This window comes from Streptomyces sp. NPDC005202 (assembly GCF_040608235.1).
In the GTDB taxonomy this organism is placed as follows: domain Bacteria; phylum Actinomycetota; class Actinomycetes; order Streptomycetales; family Streptomycetaceae; genus Streptomyces.
The window spans coordinates 26,165-43,639 of record NZ_JBEXHW010000029.1; the positions used below are offsets into that span (position 1 = coordinate 26,165).

The 17,475-nt window shown below is 69.7% G+C and carries 20 protein-coding genes, 1 tRNA gene and 2 pseudogenes; 13 read left to right on the forward strand and 10 right to left on the reverse strand.

The genetic code is table 11. The features are described 5' to 3' along the window. Positions 1-61: 61 nt before the first annotated feature. The 7 genes and pseudogenes from ABZV31_RS29825 to ABZV31_RS29855 form a co-directional block, all read right to left on the reverse strand. A complete protein-coding gene (locus ABZV31_RS29825) occupies positions 62-484 on the reverse strand; it encodes a hypothetical protein (RefSeq protein WP_355899858.1) in 423 nt (140 codons plus the stop codon). Between the two features lie 516 nt (positions 485-1,000). Further along, positions 1,001-1,276: pseudogene (locus ABZV31_RS29830) on the reverse strand (hypothetical protein); the annotation flags it as partial. A 29-nt stretch (positions 1,277-1,305) separates the two neighbouring features. Then, a pseudogene (locus tag ABZV31_RS29835) lies at positions 1,306-2,261 on the reverse strand (IS3 family transposase); the annotation flags it as partial. A gap of 52 nt (positions 2,262-2,313) precedes the next feature. Continuing rightward, positions 2,314-2,622, reverse strand: a complete 309-nt coding sequence (locus tag ABZV31_RS29840; RefSeq protein WP_355899860.1) for a transposase — start codon at positions 2,620-2,622, stop codon at positions 2,314-2,316. Positions 2,623-2,795: 173 nt separating this feature from the next. After that, positions 2,796-3,002, reverse strand: coding sequence for a hypothetical protein (locus tag ABZV31_RS29845; protein WP_355899862.1), 207 nt, complete (start codon positions 3,000-3,002; stop codon positions 2,796-2,798). A gap of 134 nt (positions 3,003-3,136) precedes the next feature. Then, complete coding sequence (locus ABZV31_RS29850) at positions 3,137-3,565, reverse strand: ATP-binding protein (RefSeq protein ID WP_355899863.1); 429 nt, start codon at positions 3,563-3,565, stop codon at positions 3,137-3,139. Positions 3,566-3,611: 46 nt separating this feature from the next. After that, on the reverse strand, positions 3,612-4,019 hold the full coding sequence (locus ABZV31_RS29855; protein ID WP_355899865.1) for an NUDIX hydrolase: 408 nt from the start codon (positions 4,017-4,019) through the stop codon (positions 3,612-3,614). Between the two features lie 107 nt (positions 4,020-4,126). Between ABZV31_RS29855 and ABZV31_RS29860 the strand changes: the two genes are divergently transcribed. The 11 genes from ABZV31_RS29860 (at position 4,127) to ABZV31_RS29910 (ending at position 11,197) form a co-directional block, all read left to right on the forward strand. Beyond that, positions 4,127-4,915: a GntR family transcriptional regulator gene (locus ABZV31_RS29860; protein ID WP_355899866.1), complete on the forward strand. Its 789-nt coding sequence runs from the start codon at positions 4,127-4,129 to the stop codon at positions 4,913-4,915. 166 nt (positions 4,916-5,081) lie between these two features. Beyond that, positions 5,082-5,438 carry a hypothetical protein gene (locus ABZV31_RS29865; protein WP_355899868.1) on the forward strand — a complete coding sequence of 119 codons (357 nt, stop codon included), beginning with the start codon at positions 5,082-5,084 and terminating at the stop codon, positions 5,436-5,438. After that, entirely contained in the window at positions 5,438-6,814 is a 1,377-nt protein-coding gene (locus ABZV31_RS29870; protein ID WP_355899870.1) for an FtsK/SpoIIIE domain-containing protein, read from the forward strand. Before ABZV31_RS29865 ends, ABZV31_RS29870 begins: the two co-directional genes overlap by 1 nt. 89 nt (positions 6,815-6,903) lie before the next feature. Next, entirely contained in the window at positions 6,904-7,557 is a 654-nt protein-coding gene (locus tag ABZV31_RS29875) for a DUF2637 domain-containing protein (RefSeq protein WP_355899871.1), read from the forward strand. A 3-nt stretch (positions 7,558-7,560) separates the two neighbouring features. Beyond that, positions 7,561-7,746, forward strand: coding sequence for a hypothetical protein (locus tag ABZV31_RS29880; protein WP_355899873.1), 186 nt, complete (start codon positions 7,561-7,563; stop codon positions 7,744-7,746). 2 nt (positions 7,747-7,748) lie between these two features. Continuing rightward, positions 7,749-7,940 (forward strand): mobile element transfer protein, encoded by a 192-nt coding sequence (locus tag ABZV31_RS29885; protein WP_355899875.1) that lies wholly within the window; start codon positions 7,749-7,751, stop codon positions 7,938-7,940. A gap of 12 nt (positions 7,941-7,952) precedes the next feature. Then, the gene (locus ABZV31_RS29890; RefSeq protein WP_355899877.1) at positions 7,953-8,147 is read left to right on the forward strand and encodes a hypothetical protein; all 195 of its coding nucleotides are present in this window, start codon (positions 7,953-7,955) and stop codon (positions 8,145-8,147) included. Positions 8,148-8,172: 25 nt separating this feature from the next. Continuing rightward, positions 8,173-8,418: a SpdD protein gene (locus ABZV31_RS29895; RefSeq protein WP_355899960.1), complete on the forward strand. Its 246-nt coding sequence runs from the start codon at positions 8,173-8,175 to the stop codon at positions 8,416-8,418. A gap of 139 nt (positions 8,419-8,557) precedes the next feature. After that, positions 8,558-9,871 carry a replication initiator gene (locus tag ABZV31_RS29900; RefSeq protein WP_355899879.1) on the forward strand — a complete coding sequence of 438 codons (1,314 nt, stop codon included), beginning with the start codon at positions 8,558-8,560 and terminating at the stop codon, positions 9,869-9,871. Beyond that, on the forward strand, positions 9,864-10,046 hold the full coding sequence (locus tag ABZV31_RS29905; RefSeq protein WP_030250171.1) for a helix-turn-helix domain-containing protein: 183 nt from the start codon (positions 9,864-9,866) through the stop codon (positions 10,044-10,046). Before ABZV31_RS29900 ends, ABZV31_RS29905 begins: the two co-directional genes overlap by 8 nt. Beyond that, positions 10,046-11,197, forward strand: coding sequence for a site-specific integrase (locus tag ABZV31_RS29910; protein ID WP_355899881.1), 1,152 nt, complete (start codon positions 10,046-10,048; stop codon positions 11,195-11,197). Before ABZV31_RS29905 ends, ABZV31_RS29910 begins: the two co-directional genes overlap by 1 nt. 71 nt (positions 11,198-11,268) lie before the next feature. On the opposite strand, the gene ABZV31_RS29915 is transcribed toward ABZV31_RS29910, so the two are convergent. From ABZV31_RS29915 to ABZV31_RS29925, 3 genes are all read right to left on the reverse strand, one after another. Beyond that, positions 11,269-11,341: transfer RNA gene (locus tag ABZV31_RS29915), tRNA-Arg, on the reverse strand. Between the two features lie 80 nt (positions 11,342-11,421). After that, positions 11,422-13,140 (reverse strand): IclR family transcriptional regulator C-terminal domain-containing protein, encoded by a 1,719-nt coding sequence (locus tag ABZV31_RS29920; protein ID WP_355899883.1) that lies wholly within the window; start codon positions 13,138-13,140, stop codon positions 11,422-11,424. Positions 13,141-13,372: 232 nt separating this feature from the next. Continuing rightward, entirely contained in the window at positions 13,373-14,659 is a 1,287-nt protein-coding gene (locus ABZV31_RS29925; RefSeq protein WP_355899885.1) for a M6 family metalloprotease domain-containing protein, read from the reverse strand. A 272-nt stretch (positions 14,660-14,931) separates the two neighbouring features. On the opposite strand from ABZV31_RS29925, the gene ABZV31_RS29930 reads away from it, so the two are divergent. Both ABZV31_RS29930 and ABZV31_RS29935 read left to right on the forward strand, forming a co-directional pair. Then, the gene (locus tag ABZV31_RS29930; RefSeq protein WP_355899887.1) at positions 14,932-15,576 is read left to right on the forward strand and encodes a TetR/AcrR family transcriptional regulator; all 645 of its coding nucleotides are present in this window, start codon (positions 14,932-14,934) and stop codon (positions 15,574-15,576) included. Positions 15,577-15,923: 347 nt separating this feature from the next. Continuing rightward, on the forward strand, positions 15,924-17,459 hold the full coding sequence (locus ABZV31_RS29935; protein WP_355899889.1) for an MFS transporter: 1,536 nt from the start codon (positions 15,924-15,926) through the stop codon (positions 17,457-17,459). Positions 17,460-17,475: the final 16 nt, after the last annotated feature.

A 17,475-nucleotide genomic window follows, 5' to 3' on the forward strand; every position in this document is an offset into this window, starting at 1 on the left:
TTGGAAGTACATCGGTGGTCGAATGATGCAGTCAACTCGGCAGCTCAGCCCTGGAGCGCCGTCACTGCTCAACCTCGTCGTCAGATGGTGCCGAACGGTGATCCTCGATCTCGATCTGCTCGGCGCTGCGGATCTTTACGGTGATCAAGGGATTGTTGTCCGGGCCATAGACGGTGATCGACTGCGGCCGAGTGGTCTCGCCCCGCCGGAACCGATCCTTCGCCCAGTTGATCACGCGTCCCAGCGTCTGCTCTGCCAGCGCATCGAATGCGTAGCTCGTGAGGCTTTCGAGTGCTTTCGTGCCCAAGTAGATGTAGAGGACCTCAAACCAGGTAACCCCACGTCGTCCCGGTTCCGGCGGCCTGTAGTTGAGGTGGCACTCGACACCGAGCGGTTGAAGGTCTCCAGCTAGGCGGGCTATCGCTCGCTTGCGGTCCTCGTGAAGGATCTCGGTACCGCCGATGCGAAAGGTTGCCGTGGGCATGCTGGCCTCCCCACCCTGACTGGTTCTGTTGGTCAGTCTTCACCCCGGAGCGGTTCGCTGGAGCCACTTTCCTTAACCAACCACTCTCCCCAGCTCCCATCCCGTCTGCCGTCGACCCACACACCGTGGAGCGGGCGTGGTCCCTGGCGTCCAGGTGGAGCGCGCCACTGTACGAACGACCTGGACGCCAGGGGCCGCGTCTGCTCGGCTCTGCCTGGGTCGATGGCAGGCGGGATGGGAGCTCCCCGCGCGCGCCACTCCGCGGCCGGCACTCGCAGACGGCGCCCCATCCATCTCGGAGCCTGAGCGCCCCCGCCGGAGGCACGTTCTGACCGTGGCCGCATCCTGCGGTGCTCGACTCATGGCCTCCGGTCCTATCCACACGTGGGCGCGCGTCGGCGCAGCGCGCGCGGAGCGGGCCGAAGGCAGGAGCGCAGCGCGGAGCGGAGCCGGGAAGCGCGCCCGGCGGAGCGGCAGCGCAGCCGGGTGCCTTGAACCCGTAGAGAAAGTTGTAACTCAGTCTGTTGGTCGGGGCTTGAACTCGTAGGCGCAGGCTGGCAGTTCGGCGCCCCCGCGGTGGGCGAGAGGAAGGAAGAGCGCCGGTCGGATGGCCCATGTGACCCGAGTGCTGGCCTGGATGATGGAAATGGTGCAGGGCTCGGCGCGCAAGAGGGCTCGTCTGGTCTGGATGCGGCCTTCGTATAGCCAGGTCCATGCCTCGTCGGAGGCGTGGGGGTCGAGTGCTGGAGAAATGGTGCGGAGTGCGACCGCGACCCATCTGTCGGCCTGGGGTCTGCTGCAGGGTTGGGTGACAGGTGTGGTTACGCGGCCTGGAGGGCCGGTGTGGTCATGACGGTCTCGAATTCGACGGGGGTCAGCCGGCCGAGCGAGGCTTGTCTGCGGCGTCGGTGGTAGGTCTTCTCGATCCAGGTCACGATCGCGATCCGCAGTTCCTGACGGGTGGCCCACTGCCGGCGGTCGAGGACGTTCTTCTGCAGCAGGCTGAAGAAGGACTCCATGGCCGCGTTGTCGCCGGCCGCCCCGACCCTCCCTATCGAACCGGTCATTTGGTGGCCGTTGAGCGCCCGGACGAACTTCCGGGACCGGAACTGCGATCCGCGATCGCTGTGCAGAATGCACCCGGCGACGTGGTTACGGCGGGCCACGGCGTTGTCCAGCGCGGCGACGGCAAGACGGGACTTCATCCGCGCGTCGATCGAGTAGCCCACGATCCTCTTGCTGAAGACGTCCTTGACCGCGCAGAGATACAACTTCCCTTCCCCTGTGGGATGTTCGGTGATGTCGGTGAGCCACAGCCGGTTCGGACCGGTCGCGGTGAAGTCACGGCGGACGAGGTCGTCGTGCACCGGAGGACCGGCCTTCTTGGTCCGGCCGCGTTTCTTCCCGAAGACGCTCCACCAACGGTTGTCCCGGCAGATCCGCCACGCGGTCCGGTCCGCCATGCCAGCCCCCAAGCCGCGTGCTTCGTCGGCCAGGAAGCGGTAGCCGAACTCCGGGTCCTCGCGGTGGGCGTCGAACAACGCGTTGGCTCGAGCGGCTTCTTCGAACTCGGCACCGGTCACCGGCTTGTCGAGCCAGCGGTAGTAGGGCTGTCTGGCGAGCTTCAGGACCCGGCACGTCACCGTGACGGGCACCCCGTCCACGGCCAGCTCTTTCACGAGCGGGTAGATCCTTTTCCCGGGAGATTCGCCTGCGACAGGTAGGCCGCGGCCCGGCGCAGGACCTCGTTCTCCTGCTCCAGCAGCTTGATCCGCCGACGTGCTTCGCGTACGTCACCGTGACGGGCACCCCGTCCACGGCCAGCTCTTTCACGAGCGGGTAGATCCTTTTCCCGGGAGATTCGCCTGCGACAGGTAGGCCGCGGCCCGGCGCAGGACCTCGTTCTCCTGCTCCAGCAGCTTGATCCGCCGACGTGCTTCGCGTAGTTCCGCGTTGTCCTGGCTGGACGTTCCGGGCTTTGTCCCGTCGTCGATGTCCGCGCGGCGCATCCACTTCCACAGCGTCATCGCGTGTACTCCGAAGTCGGCGGCCACCTGCTCGACCGTCACGCCCGGGCCGCGGTTCCTCGCGACCCGTACGACATCCTCGCGGAACTCTTCCGGATAAGGCTTGGGCACAGCGACATCCTTCCCACCCGCCCCGCAGGGCAAGCCAGTTCAGATGTCACCCGATCGTGCAGCAGACCCCTGCGGTGCCGAGTAGGCGTCGAAGGATGCCAGGAGTGCCGGCGGCCGCTCGTCGCTGAGATCTTCCGTCCAGCATTCGCACCAGTAGCCGGGAACGGGGCCCTTCACGATGCCGTTCCTCGGAGGTTGGCCACGAGTACGTAGCGGGTGCTGTCGTCGTACAGGGTGAGCTGGTAGGCCGTTCCGGTGGCCAGGTACGCGAGGGCTCGTTCTTGCTCCGGTTCGTCGCTGAGCCAGTGGCGGCCTGGCCTGGCGTATGCGGTGTCGAGCTGGTCCGTGATGTGGCTCGTGCGCTCCCGGAGCCAGCGCAATGCCAGGCGGGGGCTTGCGGCGCGGTGCGATCCCAGTGAGATGGATCGGATCTCGTGCAGGGGGTAGGCGGCAGCCCAGCATCGGTATGAGGCGTGCTGTCCGCCTGCGGTCGACTCTTCAGCCCTGGTCGACGTCAGCACGGGCGTCCTCCTGGCCTGGGCTGCGTGAAGAGTTCCGCGGTGACCGTGTAGCCGCCGTGGCTGTCGTGGACGACGACCCGGTGTGCGATCGCGCTGACCATCCCTAAGCCTCTGCCGTGCACGGCGTCCTCCCCGGGGTGCTCGACCTTCGGGGCGGAGTCCGTCCCGCCGTCGTCCGTGACCGACAGCGCGATCACCTGCGGTGAGACAGCGAGCGCCAGGTGGAAGCGGCCGGATGCCTGGCCGCTCGCCGTGTGCAGGATCGCGTTCGCGCTCAGCTCGCTGACGATCAGCTCGGCGTCGTCGGCCAGGGGTGAGCCGCGCAGGATGTCCCGCGTCCAGCGGCGGGCCCGGCTGACCTCTTCCGGAAAACCTGGGCAAGTGAGTCCCCAAGTCCGAATTTGACTCGTATACTCGTGCATACAAGTTCCTTCGTGCTGATAGGCCGCCATGTGCAGCGGGTTCGGGCTAGACGAGTTTCACGCCGTCGTGGGCGCGGATAGCGGGCGGAGACGCCGCGTCCATGGCGTCCAGGACGCGAATCGCGTACGCCTCGTCGGCAAGCTCGGTGACCTCTTCACGGGTGACCCAACGCAGTGCGCGGGTCTCGTCACCCGTGGTGGGGCTGCCGTCGGCGGCCTCGCAGCGGAAGACCAGCGAGACGATCAAGCCCTTCATGTTCTTGTAGACGCCGGTCAGGGTCGCGGGAAGCGCGATCTTGATTCCGGTCTCTTCGAGGACTTCGCGCTGGAGAGCTTCGGGGATGGTCTCCTCGCGTTCGAGGACTCCGCCCGGGGGCTCCCAGTGGCCGTTGTCACGGCGCTGGATCAAGAGGGCCCGGCCCTGGTCGTCGATGACGACTCCGGCAACGCTCACGGAGTGCGGACGGTCAGTGGTCACGTTCCTCTGCCCTCTCGGATGGCTAGGCTCTCCACCGTAGCAACAAGACTCAGCCACTCGTCTAGATACCTAAAGGAGTACTCGTGAGCCCTCTCCCTTCCGGCCTCCTCGGCGATCTCGACCCTACGAGCGATCGTGCGGTCTTCAGGCAGATCGCCGACCAGCTGCGCGAGGCCATTGACCGCGGGCGATTCAAGGAGGGCGACAAGCTGCCCTCCGAAGCTGACCTTGTCGAGCACTACGGCGTTTCCCGTATGACGGTCCGGAACTCCTTCTCCATCCTCCAGGGCGAGGGCCTGGTGCACGCCGAGCACGGCAAGGGCGTGTTCGTGCGACCACGGCCGCCCGTGCGGCGTCTGGCCTCCGACCGGTTCGCCCGGCGACACAGGGAGCAGGGGAAGTCCGCGTTCATCGTGGAGGCCAACGCCGCCGGCAGTCACCCGCAGGTCGACAGCCTGGAGGTCAAGGAGGAGAAGGCCAGCCAAGACGTCTCCGCCCGCCTCGGCTCCGTCCGGCGGGTACTCGCCCGTCGGCGCCGGTACCTGCTCGACGGACGGCCGGTCGAGTTCGCCACGTCGTATCTGCCGCTCGACATCGCACGCGGTACGCCGATCGCCGAGCCCAACCCCGGCCCCGGCGGCATCTACGCCCGTCTCGAAGAGCTGGGTCACCGGCTCGACCACTTCGAAGAGGAGATCCGGGCTCGTATGCCCTCGCCTGCTGAGGTCAAGACGCTCCGGCTGGCCTCCGGCGTGCCGGTCATCCACCTGATCCGGACCGCCTTCGACACCGAGGGGCGGGCCGTGGAGGTCTGCGACACGGTGATGGCGGCGGACGCGTATGTCCTGTCGTACCAGCTCCCGGCGACGTGATCGCGTGAGCGACGGTGGTGCGCGGGACTGCTTCCTCGAACTCGTACACCCCAACACGCTTACTCGTATAGACGAGTGGGCAAGTTGTGTGGCAAGGTAGTCGCGCGATCCCGGAGATCGGGTCCGCACAACGCATCATGTATAGACGAGTAGATAGGAGTGTGCCTTGCGCACCATCCGTGTGGAGACCTCGGCCGCAACGATCCTGCTGACCGAGGCGCCCGAGCCCAAGGTCCGCGACCGGCAGACCGGCGAGATCGCCAAGGACGCGAACAGCGGTGAGGCGCTGATGACGATCGGCGTCGTCTACATCGAGGACGGCGAGTCGTCGCTGATCAAGGTCACCGTCCCGGAGGGCGGCATCTCGGAAGGGCTGACCCTGGGGGCGCCGGTCTCGCTGCCGGGACTGGTGGCCCGGCCGTGGGAGAGCGTCTTCAACGGGCAGCAGCGGCACGGCATCGCGTTCCGCGCCGCCGCCGTGACTCCGGCCGCGTTCCCGGCCGCATCGGGGGCCGCTGCCTGATGACCAACCTGACGACGCTTCTGGAGGTGGGTGGTCCTGTCGCCGCGCTTGGCGGCGGGGCCGCCTACGCCCGGGCCCGACACCCGGGCGTCTACTGGTCCACGATCGGTCTGCCGATATCAACGGTCCGACTGCTCAGCTCGTACAGCTCTGTCATGGAGGCGTGCGGGCTGACCGTGGCGCCGTCCCGGTTGCGGGTCCTCGCGGTCAAGGCCACCACCCGGCGGGAGGTCCGTCCCGTTCCGCCGCGTCGGGGGATCATCCGGCCCACGTCGACCGGGCTGCGGCTTCGGCTGAGGCTCGCTCCGGGACAGGAACCCGCCGATGTCGCCGCCTCGGCTGAACGGCTGCGGCACGCCTGGGGAGTGCATGCCGTCTACGTGACGACCATCAAGCCGGGCGTGGTCGAACTGCGGCTCGTCGGCTTCGACGTCCTGCGCAAGGTCCGGATGCCCCGCAAGGTCGAGGAAGGGTTCCTCAAGGTGCCGGTGGCACTGCGGGAGGATGCCACACCATTCGTGCGCGACTACCGGACCATCCCGCACCAACTGACCCTTGGGGCCACGCTGTCGGGCAAGTCCATGTATCTGCGTCACCTGATCGCCGGACTCGCCCGGCAACCGGTCGCCCTGGTCGGCGTCGACTGCAAGCGGGGTGTGGAGCTGGCGCCGTTCGCCGCGCGGCTCTCGGCCCTGGCCACCGACCCTGAACAAGCGGCCGAACTGCTGCCCGCGCTCGTCAAGGAGATGGAAGACCGATACGACCTGATCAAGGCCCGGCAGGGCATTGCGCCGGACACTCCGGAGGAGGAGATCACCTCGGACATCTGGGGACTGCCCGAGAGCGAACGCCCAGTTCCAATTGTGCTGTTCGTGGACGAGGTAGCCGAACTGTTCCTCGTCGCCACGAAGAAGGAGGAAGAACGGCGCGACGATATGGTCACCCAGCTCATCCGTCTCGCCCAGCTCGGCCGCGCCGCCGGCATCTATCTGGAAGTGTGCGGGCAGCGCTTCGGCGCCGAACTGGGTAAGGGCGCCACGATGCTCCGGGCCCAGTTGACCGGCCGTGTCTGCCACCGTGTGAACGATGAGGCGTCGGCCAAGATGGCGCTCGGCGACATCGCACCCGAGGCGGTCATGGCTGCCTGCGCCATCGCCCCCGAGCGCCCCGGCCTGGCCGTTGCGGGAGACACCTCCGGTGGCTGGTCCCGCATCCGCACGCCGTATCTCTCCCTCGGCGACGCCGCCGAGATGTGCCAGGACTCGGCCCACCTCGTGCCTGACGTGCCCTCCCTCAAGCCGTTCCGGCCTTACGTGCCCGCGCGACCGGTCGAGAAGGCGGCTCCGGCTGCCCGGCCGCTCCCGGTGACCGACTGACCTTCCCACCTGTCCCGCCCTCGGTCGGCGTGACCGCCTCACGCCAAGTCCCTACCCCTCCCATGCCTGAACCCGGAAGGAGCCGCATCGTGCGCGCCCAATTGGCCCGCGTGGACGCGGTGCTCGTCCAGGCGGTCATTGCCGCAGCGCTGTCCTTCGCCCACCTGCACGACATCGCCTCGGCGGCCGGGCAGGACGGTTGGAAAGCGTGGGCCTATCCCATCTCAGTTGACCTGCTGCTGGTCGCCGCCTGGCGTCGGCTGCGGGCCAGTGACGCGAAAGCGGCCGGGTGGTGCTGGTTCGTCATCGCGCTCGCCGCCTCCCTCGGCGCGAACGTCGCCACGGCCGGACTGCTCGACATGCACCAGGTGCCGGCCTGGCTGCGCATCCTCGTCGCGGGCTGGTCCGCGGTCGCCTTCCTCGGCGGAACCCTCCTCGCACACACCGCGCCGACGACGACGGATGAGCCCAATGCCGAGGCACCCAAGGACATTGAGAACCAGGAGGACGCGCCCGAAGCCTCGCCCGAACCTCCTGCGCAACCGGCTCCCGTAGAGCTACCGCCCGAGCGTCCCGCCGTGCCCGTCCCGGCCGCCCTCGTCGAACACGCCCGCAAGGTCGCCAACGAACACCGCACCCGCACCGGAACCCCTATCGACGTCCCCACCCTGCGCGCCCGGCTCGGCGTCCCCGCGCCCATGGCCGAAGCCATCGCCACCCACCTCACCCCTACAGGGAGCTGACCTGTGCCCCTCTTCAACTTCAACACCGCCTCTGACTACCTCGACGCGGCTCGCCAGATGGCCGTGAGCGGCCGGACGGCACTCGCTCGGCTCCTCGCCGAAGCCGCCGCCGAGCTCACCTCGGACCCCGCAGAAGCGGCCCGGATCCTCAACGACTTCCCCGCCACGAACCCGCGACTGGAGGACTGACAGTGACCGCGAACCGCCGCTTCCGCGACGTCACCCGCATCGGCCCCGTACAGGTCGGCACGTTCAACGACAGCAGGGGCCGTGAGAAGCACACCGCCGCCTGCACGGCTCCGCGCTGCGGCTTCTCCGCCGACTACGACAGCCGCGCCGCCGCCGAGCTGGCCGCCCGCACCCATCGCTGCCCCGTGCGCTGAAAGGAACGTCCCTTGACCGTCAGCCTGCCGCTCGTCTTCGTCCTCGGCCTGTTCGCCTGGGGAGCGGTCAAGTTCCTCGGCGTCCGCACATGGATCGTCGTCGTGATCGCCCTCTTCGGCTTCTGGCTCTCGCACACCTTCATGGCGCCCGCCATCAAATCCGGCACCCGCTCCGGCGTGGACGTCATAAACGGCACACATGACTAGACGAGTAGATGAGGAGAGCTTCGCTGTGTTCCTGCCCAAGTACCCCGACAACCCCACCCCGCCGCCAGCGCACACCCATACACCCGCCGATCCGGCACCCGTACGCCGAGCACTCCCGCCGATCTCCGTCAGCACCGGCGCGGTTGCCACCGTGGTCGCGGGCGGCGTGGTCCTCACCGCGCTCCTGGCCGCCGTCGCCGTCTCGGCCATCTCCGTGCACATAGCCGCCGTGGTCCTGCGCTCCCTGCTCCGCGAACACCACCGGCGCTGACCGGCGCCTGACACCCGGGGCGGCACGACACGACCAAGCATCCGCCGCCCCGGGGCCCATCCCTCTCGACCGAGCCAGTCAGAAGGAGACAGCCATCTTCACCCGCACCACCCCGCCCCCGCTCCCGGAACTCGCAAGGATGGCCCAGCACGGCACCCTGCCGGGTATCCTCCGGCAGCTCTCCGGGCTCGGCGGCTGCACCAACCCGATCCGCCTCGACGGCCACCGCACCGAGTACGACGTGGACACGCGTACCGGCGAGATCGGCCGCGTCCTCCAGCACCTCAACTCGTCGGCCCTCCCTGTCGGTCAGCTCCTGGTCCGCTGCAACAACCGCCGCACGACCCGCTGCCCGGCCTGCGCCGAGGTCTACCGCCGCGATACCTTCCACCTGATCACCTCCGGCCTGCGCGGCGGCAAGGGCGTCCCCGAACACGTCGCCGCACACCCGCGCGTCTTCGCCACCTTCACCGCCCCCAGCTTCGGCCCGGTGCACAACCGCCCGACCGGCCCGGCCGGCACCGTTCGCCCCTGCCGTTGCGGCGCCCTCCACGACCAGGACGACGCCGACCTCGGTACCCCGCTGGACCCGGACACGTACGACTACGAAGCGGCCGTTCTGTGGAACGCGCACGCCGGTGCGCTCTGGCGCCGCTTCTCGGTCTACCTGCGCCGAGAGGTCGCCAAGCGCGCGGGGCTGTCACAGCGGAGGTTCCGCGACCACGCGCGCGTGTCCTTCGCCAAGGTCGCCGAGTACCAGAAGCGCGGCGCCGTCCACTTCCACGCCGTCATCCGTCTCGACGGTCCCGGCGGCGGAGACACCCCGCCACCGGCCTGGGCGACCGCCGAGCTGCTGACGGACGCCATCCGCGCCGCCAACGCCAAAGTCCGCGTGGACGGGCCGGTCATCGACGGACGCGCGCACGCGTTCACCTTCGGCCGTCAGCTCGACGTCCGGACCATCCGTGGTGCCGACTTCAGCGGCGGCCAGGAGCTGACCGAGCGGGCCGTGGCCGCGTACATCGCCAAGTACGCCACCAAGGGCGCCGAGACAGCGACGGGCGCCCTCGACCGGCCGCTGAAGTTCGTCGCCGAGCTGGCCCAGCTCGACATCAGCGACCACGCCCGCCGCCTGATCCGGACTGCATGGACCCTTGGCGCACGCAAGGACCTCGAACACCTCCGCCTGCGCGCCTGGGCCCACATGCTCGGCTTCCGCGGCCACTTCTCCACCAAGTCCCGCCGCTACTCCACCACCCTCGGCGCCCTCCGCAACGCCCGAGCCGAATGGCGCCGAGCCCAAGCGGCGGCGGCCAACGGACCCGAGTCCGACACGACGTACGTCCTCGCGCACTGGGTCTTCGCCGGAACCGGCCTGTCGTCCGCCGAAGCCTGGCTTGCCGCATCCCTCGAACCCGCCCCCGGAACGGAAGGAGAGCCCACCCATGCATGACGACGAGCTGCTGACGGTGCCCGACGTGATGGCGCGGTTGAAGCTCGGCCGGTCCACGGTCTACGACCTGATCCGCTCTCGTCGCCTGCCCTCGATCACCATCGGCCGGTGCCGCCGTATCCCGGCACGGGCTGTCCGCGAGTACATCACCAACGAACTGGAGGCGGCTGCCTGATGGCCCAGCAACGCAAGCGGAACCCCAACGGCGCGGGCACCATCACCAAGCGCAAGGACGGCCGCTTTCAGTGCGCGGTCTACGTCCTCCAGCCGGACGGCACCCGTGCCCGCAAGTTCGCCTACGGCAAGACCTGGGCCGAGTGCGACGCCAAGCGCCGTGAGCTGCTCGACAAGGTGGACCAGGGCGTGCCCGTGCCCACCAAGTCGGCAAAGCTCTCCGAGTGGCTGCCGTACTGGCTGGACAACGTGATCAAGCCTCGGCGCAAGCTCAGCACGTACGACAAGTACGAGACGCACGTGCGGCTCTACCTGGTGCCTCTGCTTGGTGCCAAGCGGCTCGAATCTCTCGGCGTTGCCGATGTGCGCCGCTTCCTCGTCCGCCTGGAGAAGGAGACCACGGCGGCAACCGCCAAGGAGTCGCACCGAGTTCTCCGCTCGGCGCTGTCCTCGGCCTGCCGCGAGGAGCTGATCACGCGGAATGTCGCCAAGCTCGTCGAACCGCCTCGCACGGACACACGTGAGCTGAAGCCTTGGACGCTGGACGAAACGCTCGACTTCCTCGCCGCCTCCCGTAAGGACCCGCTTTACGCGGCCTTCGTGCTCGCCATCGCCATGGGCCTCCGCCGGGGAGAGATCGTCGGCCTCCGCTGGACTGACCTCGACCTGGACAACCGCGTCCTCTACGTCCGCCAGCAGACGCAGCGCCGCCGTGGTGTCCTCTACGACGACGACCCGAAGAGCCGCCGTCGCCGTGCTGTCCCGCTCCCTGCTCTCTGCATCGCGCCCCTGCGCTGGCACCGCATGCGGCAGGCAGCTGCCCGCGCGAAGGCGGGGGAGAAGTGGCAGGACTCCGACTACGTCTTCACCACCCGCACCGGCCGCCCGGTCGAGCCGCGCAACGTCTACCGCTCCTTCACCCGCATCGCCCAGTCCGCCGGCCTCCGTGTGATCCGGCTGCACGACGCGCGCCACGGCACGGCCACCCTCCTTACCGCGGCCGGGGTCGCTCCCCGGGTCGTGATGGAGATCCTCGGGCACTCCCAGATCAGCATCACCATGGACGTGTACACGCACGTCGTGCAGGACACCCAGCGCGAGGCCATGAGCCACATGGACCGCCTGCTCAGGAGACGCCCCGGTCGTCAGTAATCACCGGCGTTGATGTCAGAAGTAGATGTCAAAGGCCCCGGACCATGATCGGTCCGGGGCCCTTTCCCTTGTGCCCCCGGCAGGATTCGAACCTGCGACACCCGCTTTAGGAGAGCGGTGCTCTATCCCCTGAGCTACGAAGGCGCGAAGGCGGATCGTGGCCGTGTGGGCCACAGGCGTCAGCGTACCGGATCCGGGCGGTGGCAGGTGGGGGACGTCGGTGGTCAGGTCAGGGGGACGTGGGTGAAGCGGGAGGCCATGTGGAGGTCTGCCTCGATGCGGGTGGCCGCCGACCGCAGGGCCGGGAGGAGCTCCTCGACGCACTGCTCGCGTGTGTGGCTGGCCGCGTGCATCGCCACGTTCGCCGCGGCCACCACCGTGCCCGCTCGGTCACGGATCGGGACCGCGAGGGAGCGCAGGCCCTCTTCCAGTTCCTCGTCGACCAGGGCGTAGCCCTGGGCCGCCGTCTCGGCGAGGGCGCGGGACAGTGCCGCGGGGTCCGTCGTCGTCCGGGGGGTGAGCGGGGACACCGTGCCCAGGGCGCGCTCCGGCTCCGGTACGTCCGCCAGCAGGACCCGGCCCAGTGCCGTGGCGTACGCCGGCAGGCGCGTCCCCACCGTGATGTTCACGCTCATGATGCGGCTCGTGGCCGCCCGGGCCGTGTACTGGATCTCCTCGCCGGAGGGCGTCAGCACCGCGAGGGACGCCGACTCGTGGACGCGCGCGGCCAGGTCCTCCAGGTGCGGTTGCGCGATCCGGGGGAGCGACGTGCGGGACAGGGGAGGGAAGCCCAGGGACAGCAGCCGGGGAGTGAGCGTGAACGTATGGTTCTTCTCCTGCGTCACCAGGCCCAGATGCTCGTACGTGATCAGCGCCCTGCGCGCCGTCGCCCGCGCCAGCCCCGTCGCCTTGGCCACCTCCGCCAGTGTCAGGGCGGCCCTGCCCTCGCCGAAGGCCGTCAGCACGGTCAGACCGCGGGCCAGGGATTCGACGAACTCCCGGCCCAGTTCCTGTTTCGACGCGGCCGTCCAGGTCGCCAGGTCCGAGGGGGGCGGCGCCGGTTCCGGGGGCGGGGCCTCGCGCAGGTCCCGTTCCATTGCCGCGACCGTCGCCCTCAGGCGCGGCAGCAGTGTGTCGCGCAGGTCCTCGGCCGAGTGGCGGCTCGTGTTGCTCACCACGCTCGCCACGCACGCGATCCGGTCCGTGTCCGGGTCTCGTACGGGGACGGAGACGGCGACCAGGCCCGGTTCGATCAGCTGGTCGTCCAACGACCAGTCCTCGCGTAGGGCTTGTGCGGTGCGCTGCTCGAAGTCGCTCACCGAACCCGCCGACGCCCCCGAAGGCACCCGCGGCGGTATGGCCGGAAAGCTCCTGTCCTCCGGGTCCGCCGCCCGCCGGTCGCGCCACCGCCGCCAGTCCTTGTCCGTCCACTCCGTCGCGAACAGCGGGCCCGGCGCGGTGCGCTCCGCGGGGAGCAGGTCGCCGATGCGGAAGCTCAGGGACATCGCCCGGCGCCGGGCCGCCTGGTGGATGAAGCGGATGCCGTCCCGGTCGCCGACCGCCAGCGACACCGACTCGTCCAGCTCGTCGGCGAGGGCGTCGGCGCGCGCGTCGAGCAGCGCCGGAAGGCGCAGGGCGGCCAGATAGGCGTTGCCCAGTTCCATCAGGCGGGGCGTGAGCACGGCGTCCCGGCCGTCGAGACGGACGTACCCCATGCGGGCGAGCGTCGCCGCGATCCGGTCCACCGTGGAGCGTGCGAGGCCCGTGGCCCGCTCCAGGCCGCTCAGGCTCAGCGTTCCGCCGGCCTCCGTCAGCTGCTGCAGCACCGCGACGCCCCGCATCAGCGGGGTGACCGCCTCGGCGGGTACGGCCGGTGCGGCCGGTTGCTCGGGGGAGTCGGCGCCGGCAGCCCCGTGGGCATCCGTCGTGGTGTTCGAGGGCATCGGTTCTCCGGTACGGCGGTCGCAGCAGGCCTACGGTAATCCCGGGCGGCCCCTGCCAGCGGCCGGAACCGGCCCCTCGCCGGGTCGTACGGCTCTCGCCCCACCCCCGTGTCGCCCGCACCCACCCAACCCACCCCTTCCCCCCAGTGTCCCCCGCACTCCCATCCCCGCATCCCCCGCGCCCCCTGCGCCCGCATCACCCGCACCCCCGCGTCCCCCACCCCCCTACGCCCTACCCCCGCGTCACCCGCACCCGGTAGTTCCCCGCGAGGTCCGCACTCGTCACGTCGATCCGGATTCCGGACCGCGGGTCCTTGAAGGACTCGCCCGGCGCGAAGGGCGCGTCGGAAAGCTCCGCGTGGACGTTCGGGCTGCGGGTGCAGCCGCCGGAGTTGCGGTGGGCGTCGTAGACCGTGATCGGGCCGCGGCCGGTGTCGATGTCCGCGTCGACCTTGTAGATCAGGACGCCCGGTTGGCACACGGTCTCGTCGTTGCCCCCGCGGGTGCGCAGTTCGACGGCGTACCCCGTACGGCCGTCGACGGGGACGAAGACGAGCTTGGGACCGCCCGCGCGCTCCAGCGGGGTCAGCGTGTACTCCTTCGGTCCCCGGGCCGCCGCACAGCTCACCTGCGAGGCGTCCAGCCAGCCCAGCTTCCACTTGTGCCAGCCGAGCAGGTCGTTGTTGGCCCCCCAGTCCTCGCTCATGATGTCCCAGTGGCCGACCGCGCCGCCGCCCTCCTGGGTGTACAGGTCGGGCAGGCCGAAGACGTGGCCGTTCTCGTGGGGCAGGACCCGGTAGCCGGTGCGGGCGTAGGAGCCGGAGCCGTCGTCCTGGCGGGAGTAGACGAAGGACGCGTTCGCCACCGAGATGCCGTCGGCGACCGGGGCCTCCGTGTTGCCCGCGAACGTCACCGACAGGACCGTGTCCAGCGCGGACGGGCCCGCGTTCGGGGTCATCAGCACGTTCAGCAGGTCGTAGTCCTGGAAGTCCACCGTCGGGTCGGCGGCCGCCACGATGTCCTGGACCAGCCGGCGATAGCCGGGGTCGAAGGGGGCGCCGCGCTCTATGCCGTACGCCTTGAAGGGCTTGGGCATGCGCAGCCACTGCGGGATCGGGGTCTCGGGGCGGTAGTCCAGCCGGCCGTAGGAGGCGGTGCGGAACCACTCCTGGGTCTGCGGGAAGAACTCGTGGTAGCGGTCGAGGGCGCTGCCCTGGCCGGGCGCGTCGGAGAAGTCGACCATCACGGTCAGGGCGTGGACGGTGCCGGTGGAGCGGGCGTAGGCGCCCGGGGTCGGCATGCCCTCCGACATCTGCACGGCCGGGGCGCCGCTGATCATGCAAGGGTTGAGGGCGGGGGAGCGGGCCAGGGCGGTCGATCCCGGGTCGGCCCGCGTGAAGCCGGCCGTGAGGTGCCCCGTCCCCGCCGAGGTGCTGACCGCGAGGGTCAGTGCGGCCACGGACGCGAGGGCTGCCGCACGGCGCTTGCGTATCCGGCGGCGGGTCGGCTGCGGCTGCATGCGTGGACCTTTCGCTCCAGGCAGCCGCCGGTCTCTGGCTGCACCCTTTCGATCACCCTGTGTCGACGGGGCGTTGGGCGCGCGCTGGAGCCGACCGATCGTGGGACCCTCGGCCCGGAAGGGTGTGACTCAGGTCACAGGGAATCTTTTCGGGGGTGGGAAATAAACGGGGATCCTTTCCCCGTTTAGCCCTGTGTCCGAGCGAAACGGGGACTCCTTCCCCGGATCGCGAGAGCAGAGCAACGACAGTCGACCGACACCAGGAGTACGTCGTGCAGACCGCGACCCCCGCGCAACGCAAGGTGGCCCGGCCGCGCGCCGACGCCCTGCGCAACCGGGAGCGGATCACCGCCGCCGCCCGGGAGATGTTCGTCGAGTACGGCCCCGACGTGCCGTTCGACGAGATCGCCCGCCGGGCCGGTGTCGGCAACGCCACGGTGTACCGCAACTTCCCGGACCGCGACGCCCTCGTCCGCGAGGTCGTCTGCTCCGTTATGGACCGTACGGTGCAGGCGGCCGAGCAGGCGCTCGCGGAGACCGGCGACGCCTTCGATGCCCTGGAGCGCTTCGTGCACGCCGCCGCCGACGAGCGGATCAGCGCGCTGTGCCCGATGGTCGCCAGAACCTTCGACCAGCACCACCCCGATCTGGAAGCCGCACGCGAGCGGATCGAGCACCTCGTCGAGGAGGTCATGGACCGGGCCAAGGCGGCCGGCCAGCTCCGCCCCGACGTGGGCGTCGGCGACGTCATGGTCGCCGTGGCCCAGCTCTCCCGGCCCCCGGCCGGCACGGGCTGCGGCAGCATCGACCGCTTCGTCCACCGACACCTGCAGCTGTTCCTGGACGGGCTGCGGGCCCCGGCCCGCTCCGTCCTGCCGGGCACGGCCGCGACCATGGAGGACCTGCGCCAATCCTGAACCACTACGTCCCTGAGCCACTGCGTCAGTGAGTCGCTGAGTCGCTGAGTCACTGAGCAACCGAGCCACGGAACACGGAGCAACCGAGCCACGGAGCAACCAAGCCACTGAGCCAGCCCACTGAGTGGCGAGTCGCTCCGTCATGAGCCACTGAGTCAGTGAGTCGCTGCGTCACTGGGCCACGGCGTCAGTGAGTCGCTGCGTCACTGAGCCACGGCGTCAGTGAGTCGCTGCGTCACTGAGTCCACCCGTCCGAACCGACGACAGACTTCACGGCCGTCACCGCCGACGCGCCGTCCCTTGTTCTCACCCTTTTTCCGTCACGAAGTCCCGAAGTGGGTACCCCCATGTCTGAAACAGCCTCGAAGGCTTACGGCGCTCCCGACGCGGGCCGCTGGAAAGCCCTTGTCTTCATCGCGCTCGCGCAGCTGATGGTCGTCCTGGACGCGACCATCGTGAACATCGCCCTGCCCTCCGCCCAGCAGGACCTCGGCATCTCCGACGGCAACCGGCAGTGGGTCGTCACGGCCTACGCCCTGGCCTTCGGCGGTCTGCTGCTGTTCGGCGGCCGCATCGCCGACCTGTGGGGCCGCAAGCGCGCCTTCGTCATCGGGCTGACCGGCTTCGCCGCGGCCTCCGCGCTCGGCGGCGCGGCCACGACCGGCGCGATGATGTTCGGCGCCCGTGCCCTGCAGGGCGTCTTCGGCGCCCTCCTCGCCCCCGCCGCGCTCTCCCTGCTCGCCGTGATGTTCACGGACGCCAAGGAGCGCGCCAAGGCGTTCGGCATCTACGGTGCGATCGCCGGTGGCGGCGGCGCCGTTGGCTTCATCCTCGGCGGCGTGCTGACCGAGTACCAAGACTGGCGCTGGACGTTCTTCGTCAACATCCCGTTCGCGATCGTCGCGGCCGCCGGCGCCTACTTCGTCATCCGGGAGCCGGAGGGCGGCCGCAACCGCTCCCCGCTCGACATCCCCGGTGTGCTGCTGTCGACCCTCGGTCTGGTCTCCCTGGTCTACGGCTTCACCCGCGCCGAGTCCGACGGCTGGGGCGACTCCGTGACCGTCTCCCTCTTCGTCGCGTCGGCCGTTCTCCTGCTGGCCTTCGTCCTCACCGAGGCCCGGGTCAAGGCCCCGCTGCTGCCGCTGCGCGTGGTCACCGACCGCAACCGCGGCGGCGTCTACCTCTCCCTCGGCCTCGCGATCATCGCGATGTTCGGCACGTTCCTGTTCCTGACCTACTACCTGCAGGTCGTCAAGGGCTACTCGCCGATCAGGACCGGTTTCGCCTTCCTGCCGATGATCGCGGGCATGATCACCGGTTCCACCCAGATCGGCACCCGGCTGATGACCCGCGTCGCGCCGCGGCTGCTGATGGGCCCGGGCTTCCTGGTCGCCGCGGCCGGCATGTTCCTGTTGACGCAGCTCGAGATCGGCTCGTCGTACGCCTCGCTCGTGCTGCCGTCGATGCTGCTGCTCGGCCTCGGCATGGGTACGGCGTTCATGCCGGCCATGTCCCTGGCCACCCAGGGCGTCGAGCCGCGCGACGCCGGTGTGGCCTCCGCGATGGTCAACACCTCGCAGCAGGTGGGCGGCGCCATCGGCACGGCACTGCTGAACACGATCGCCGCCTCCGCGACGACCGCGTACATCAAGGACCACATCGCGACCGCCACGACCAAGCCGCAGCGGCAGCTGGTCCAGCTGGAGGGCATGGTGCACGGCTACACCAACGCCATCTGGTTCGCCGTCGGCATCCTGGTCCTCGCCGCGGTGATCGCGGTGACCTTCGTGAGCGCCGGCCGCCCGGGCAGCACCACCGTCACGGGCTCCGGCTCCGGCGAGGGCGTCGAGGACGAGGTGGCGGTGCCGGTCGTCGCCCACTGACGCTCCCGGCGTACTC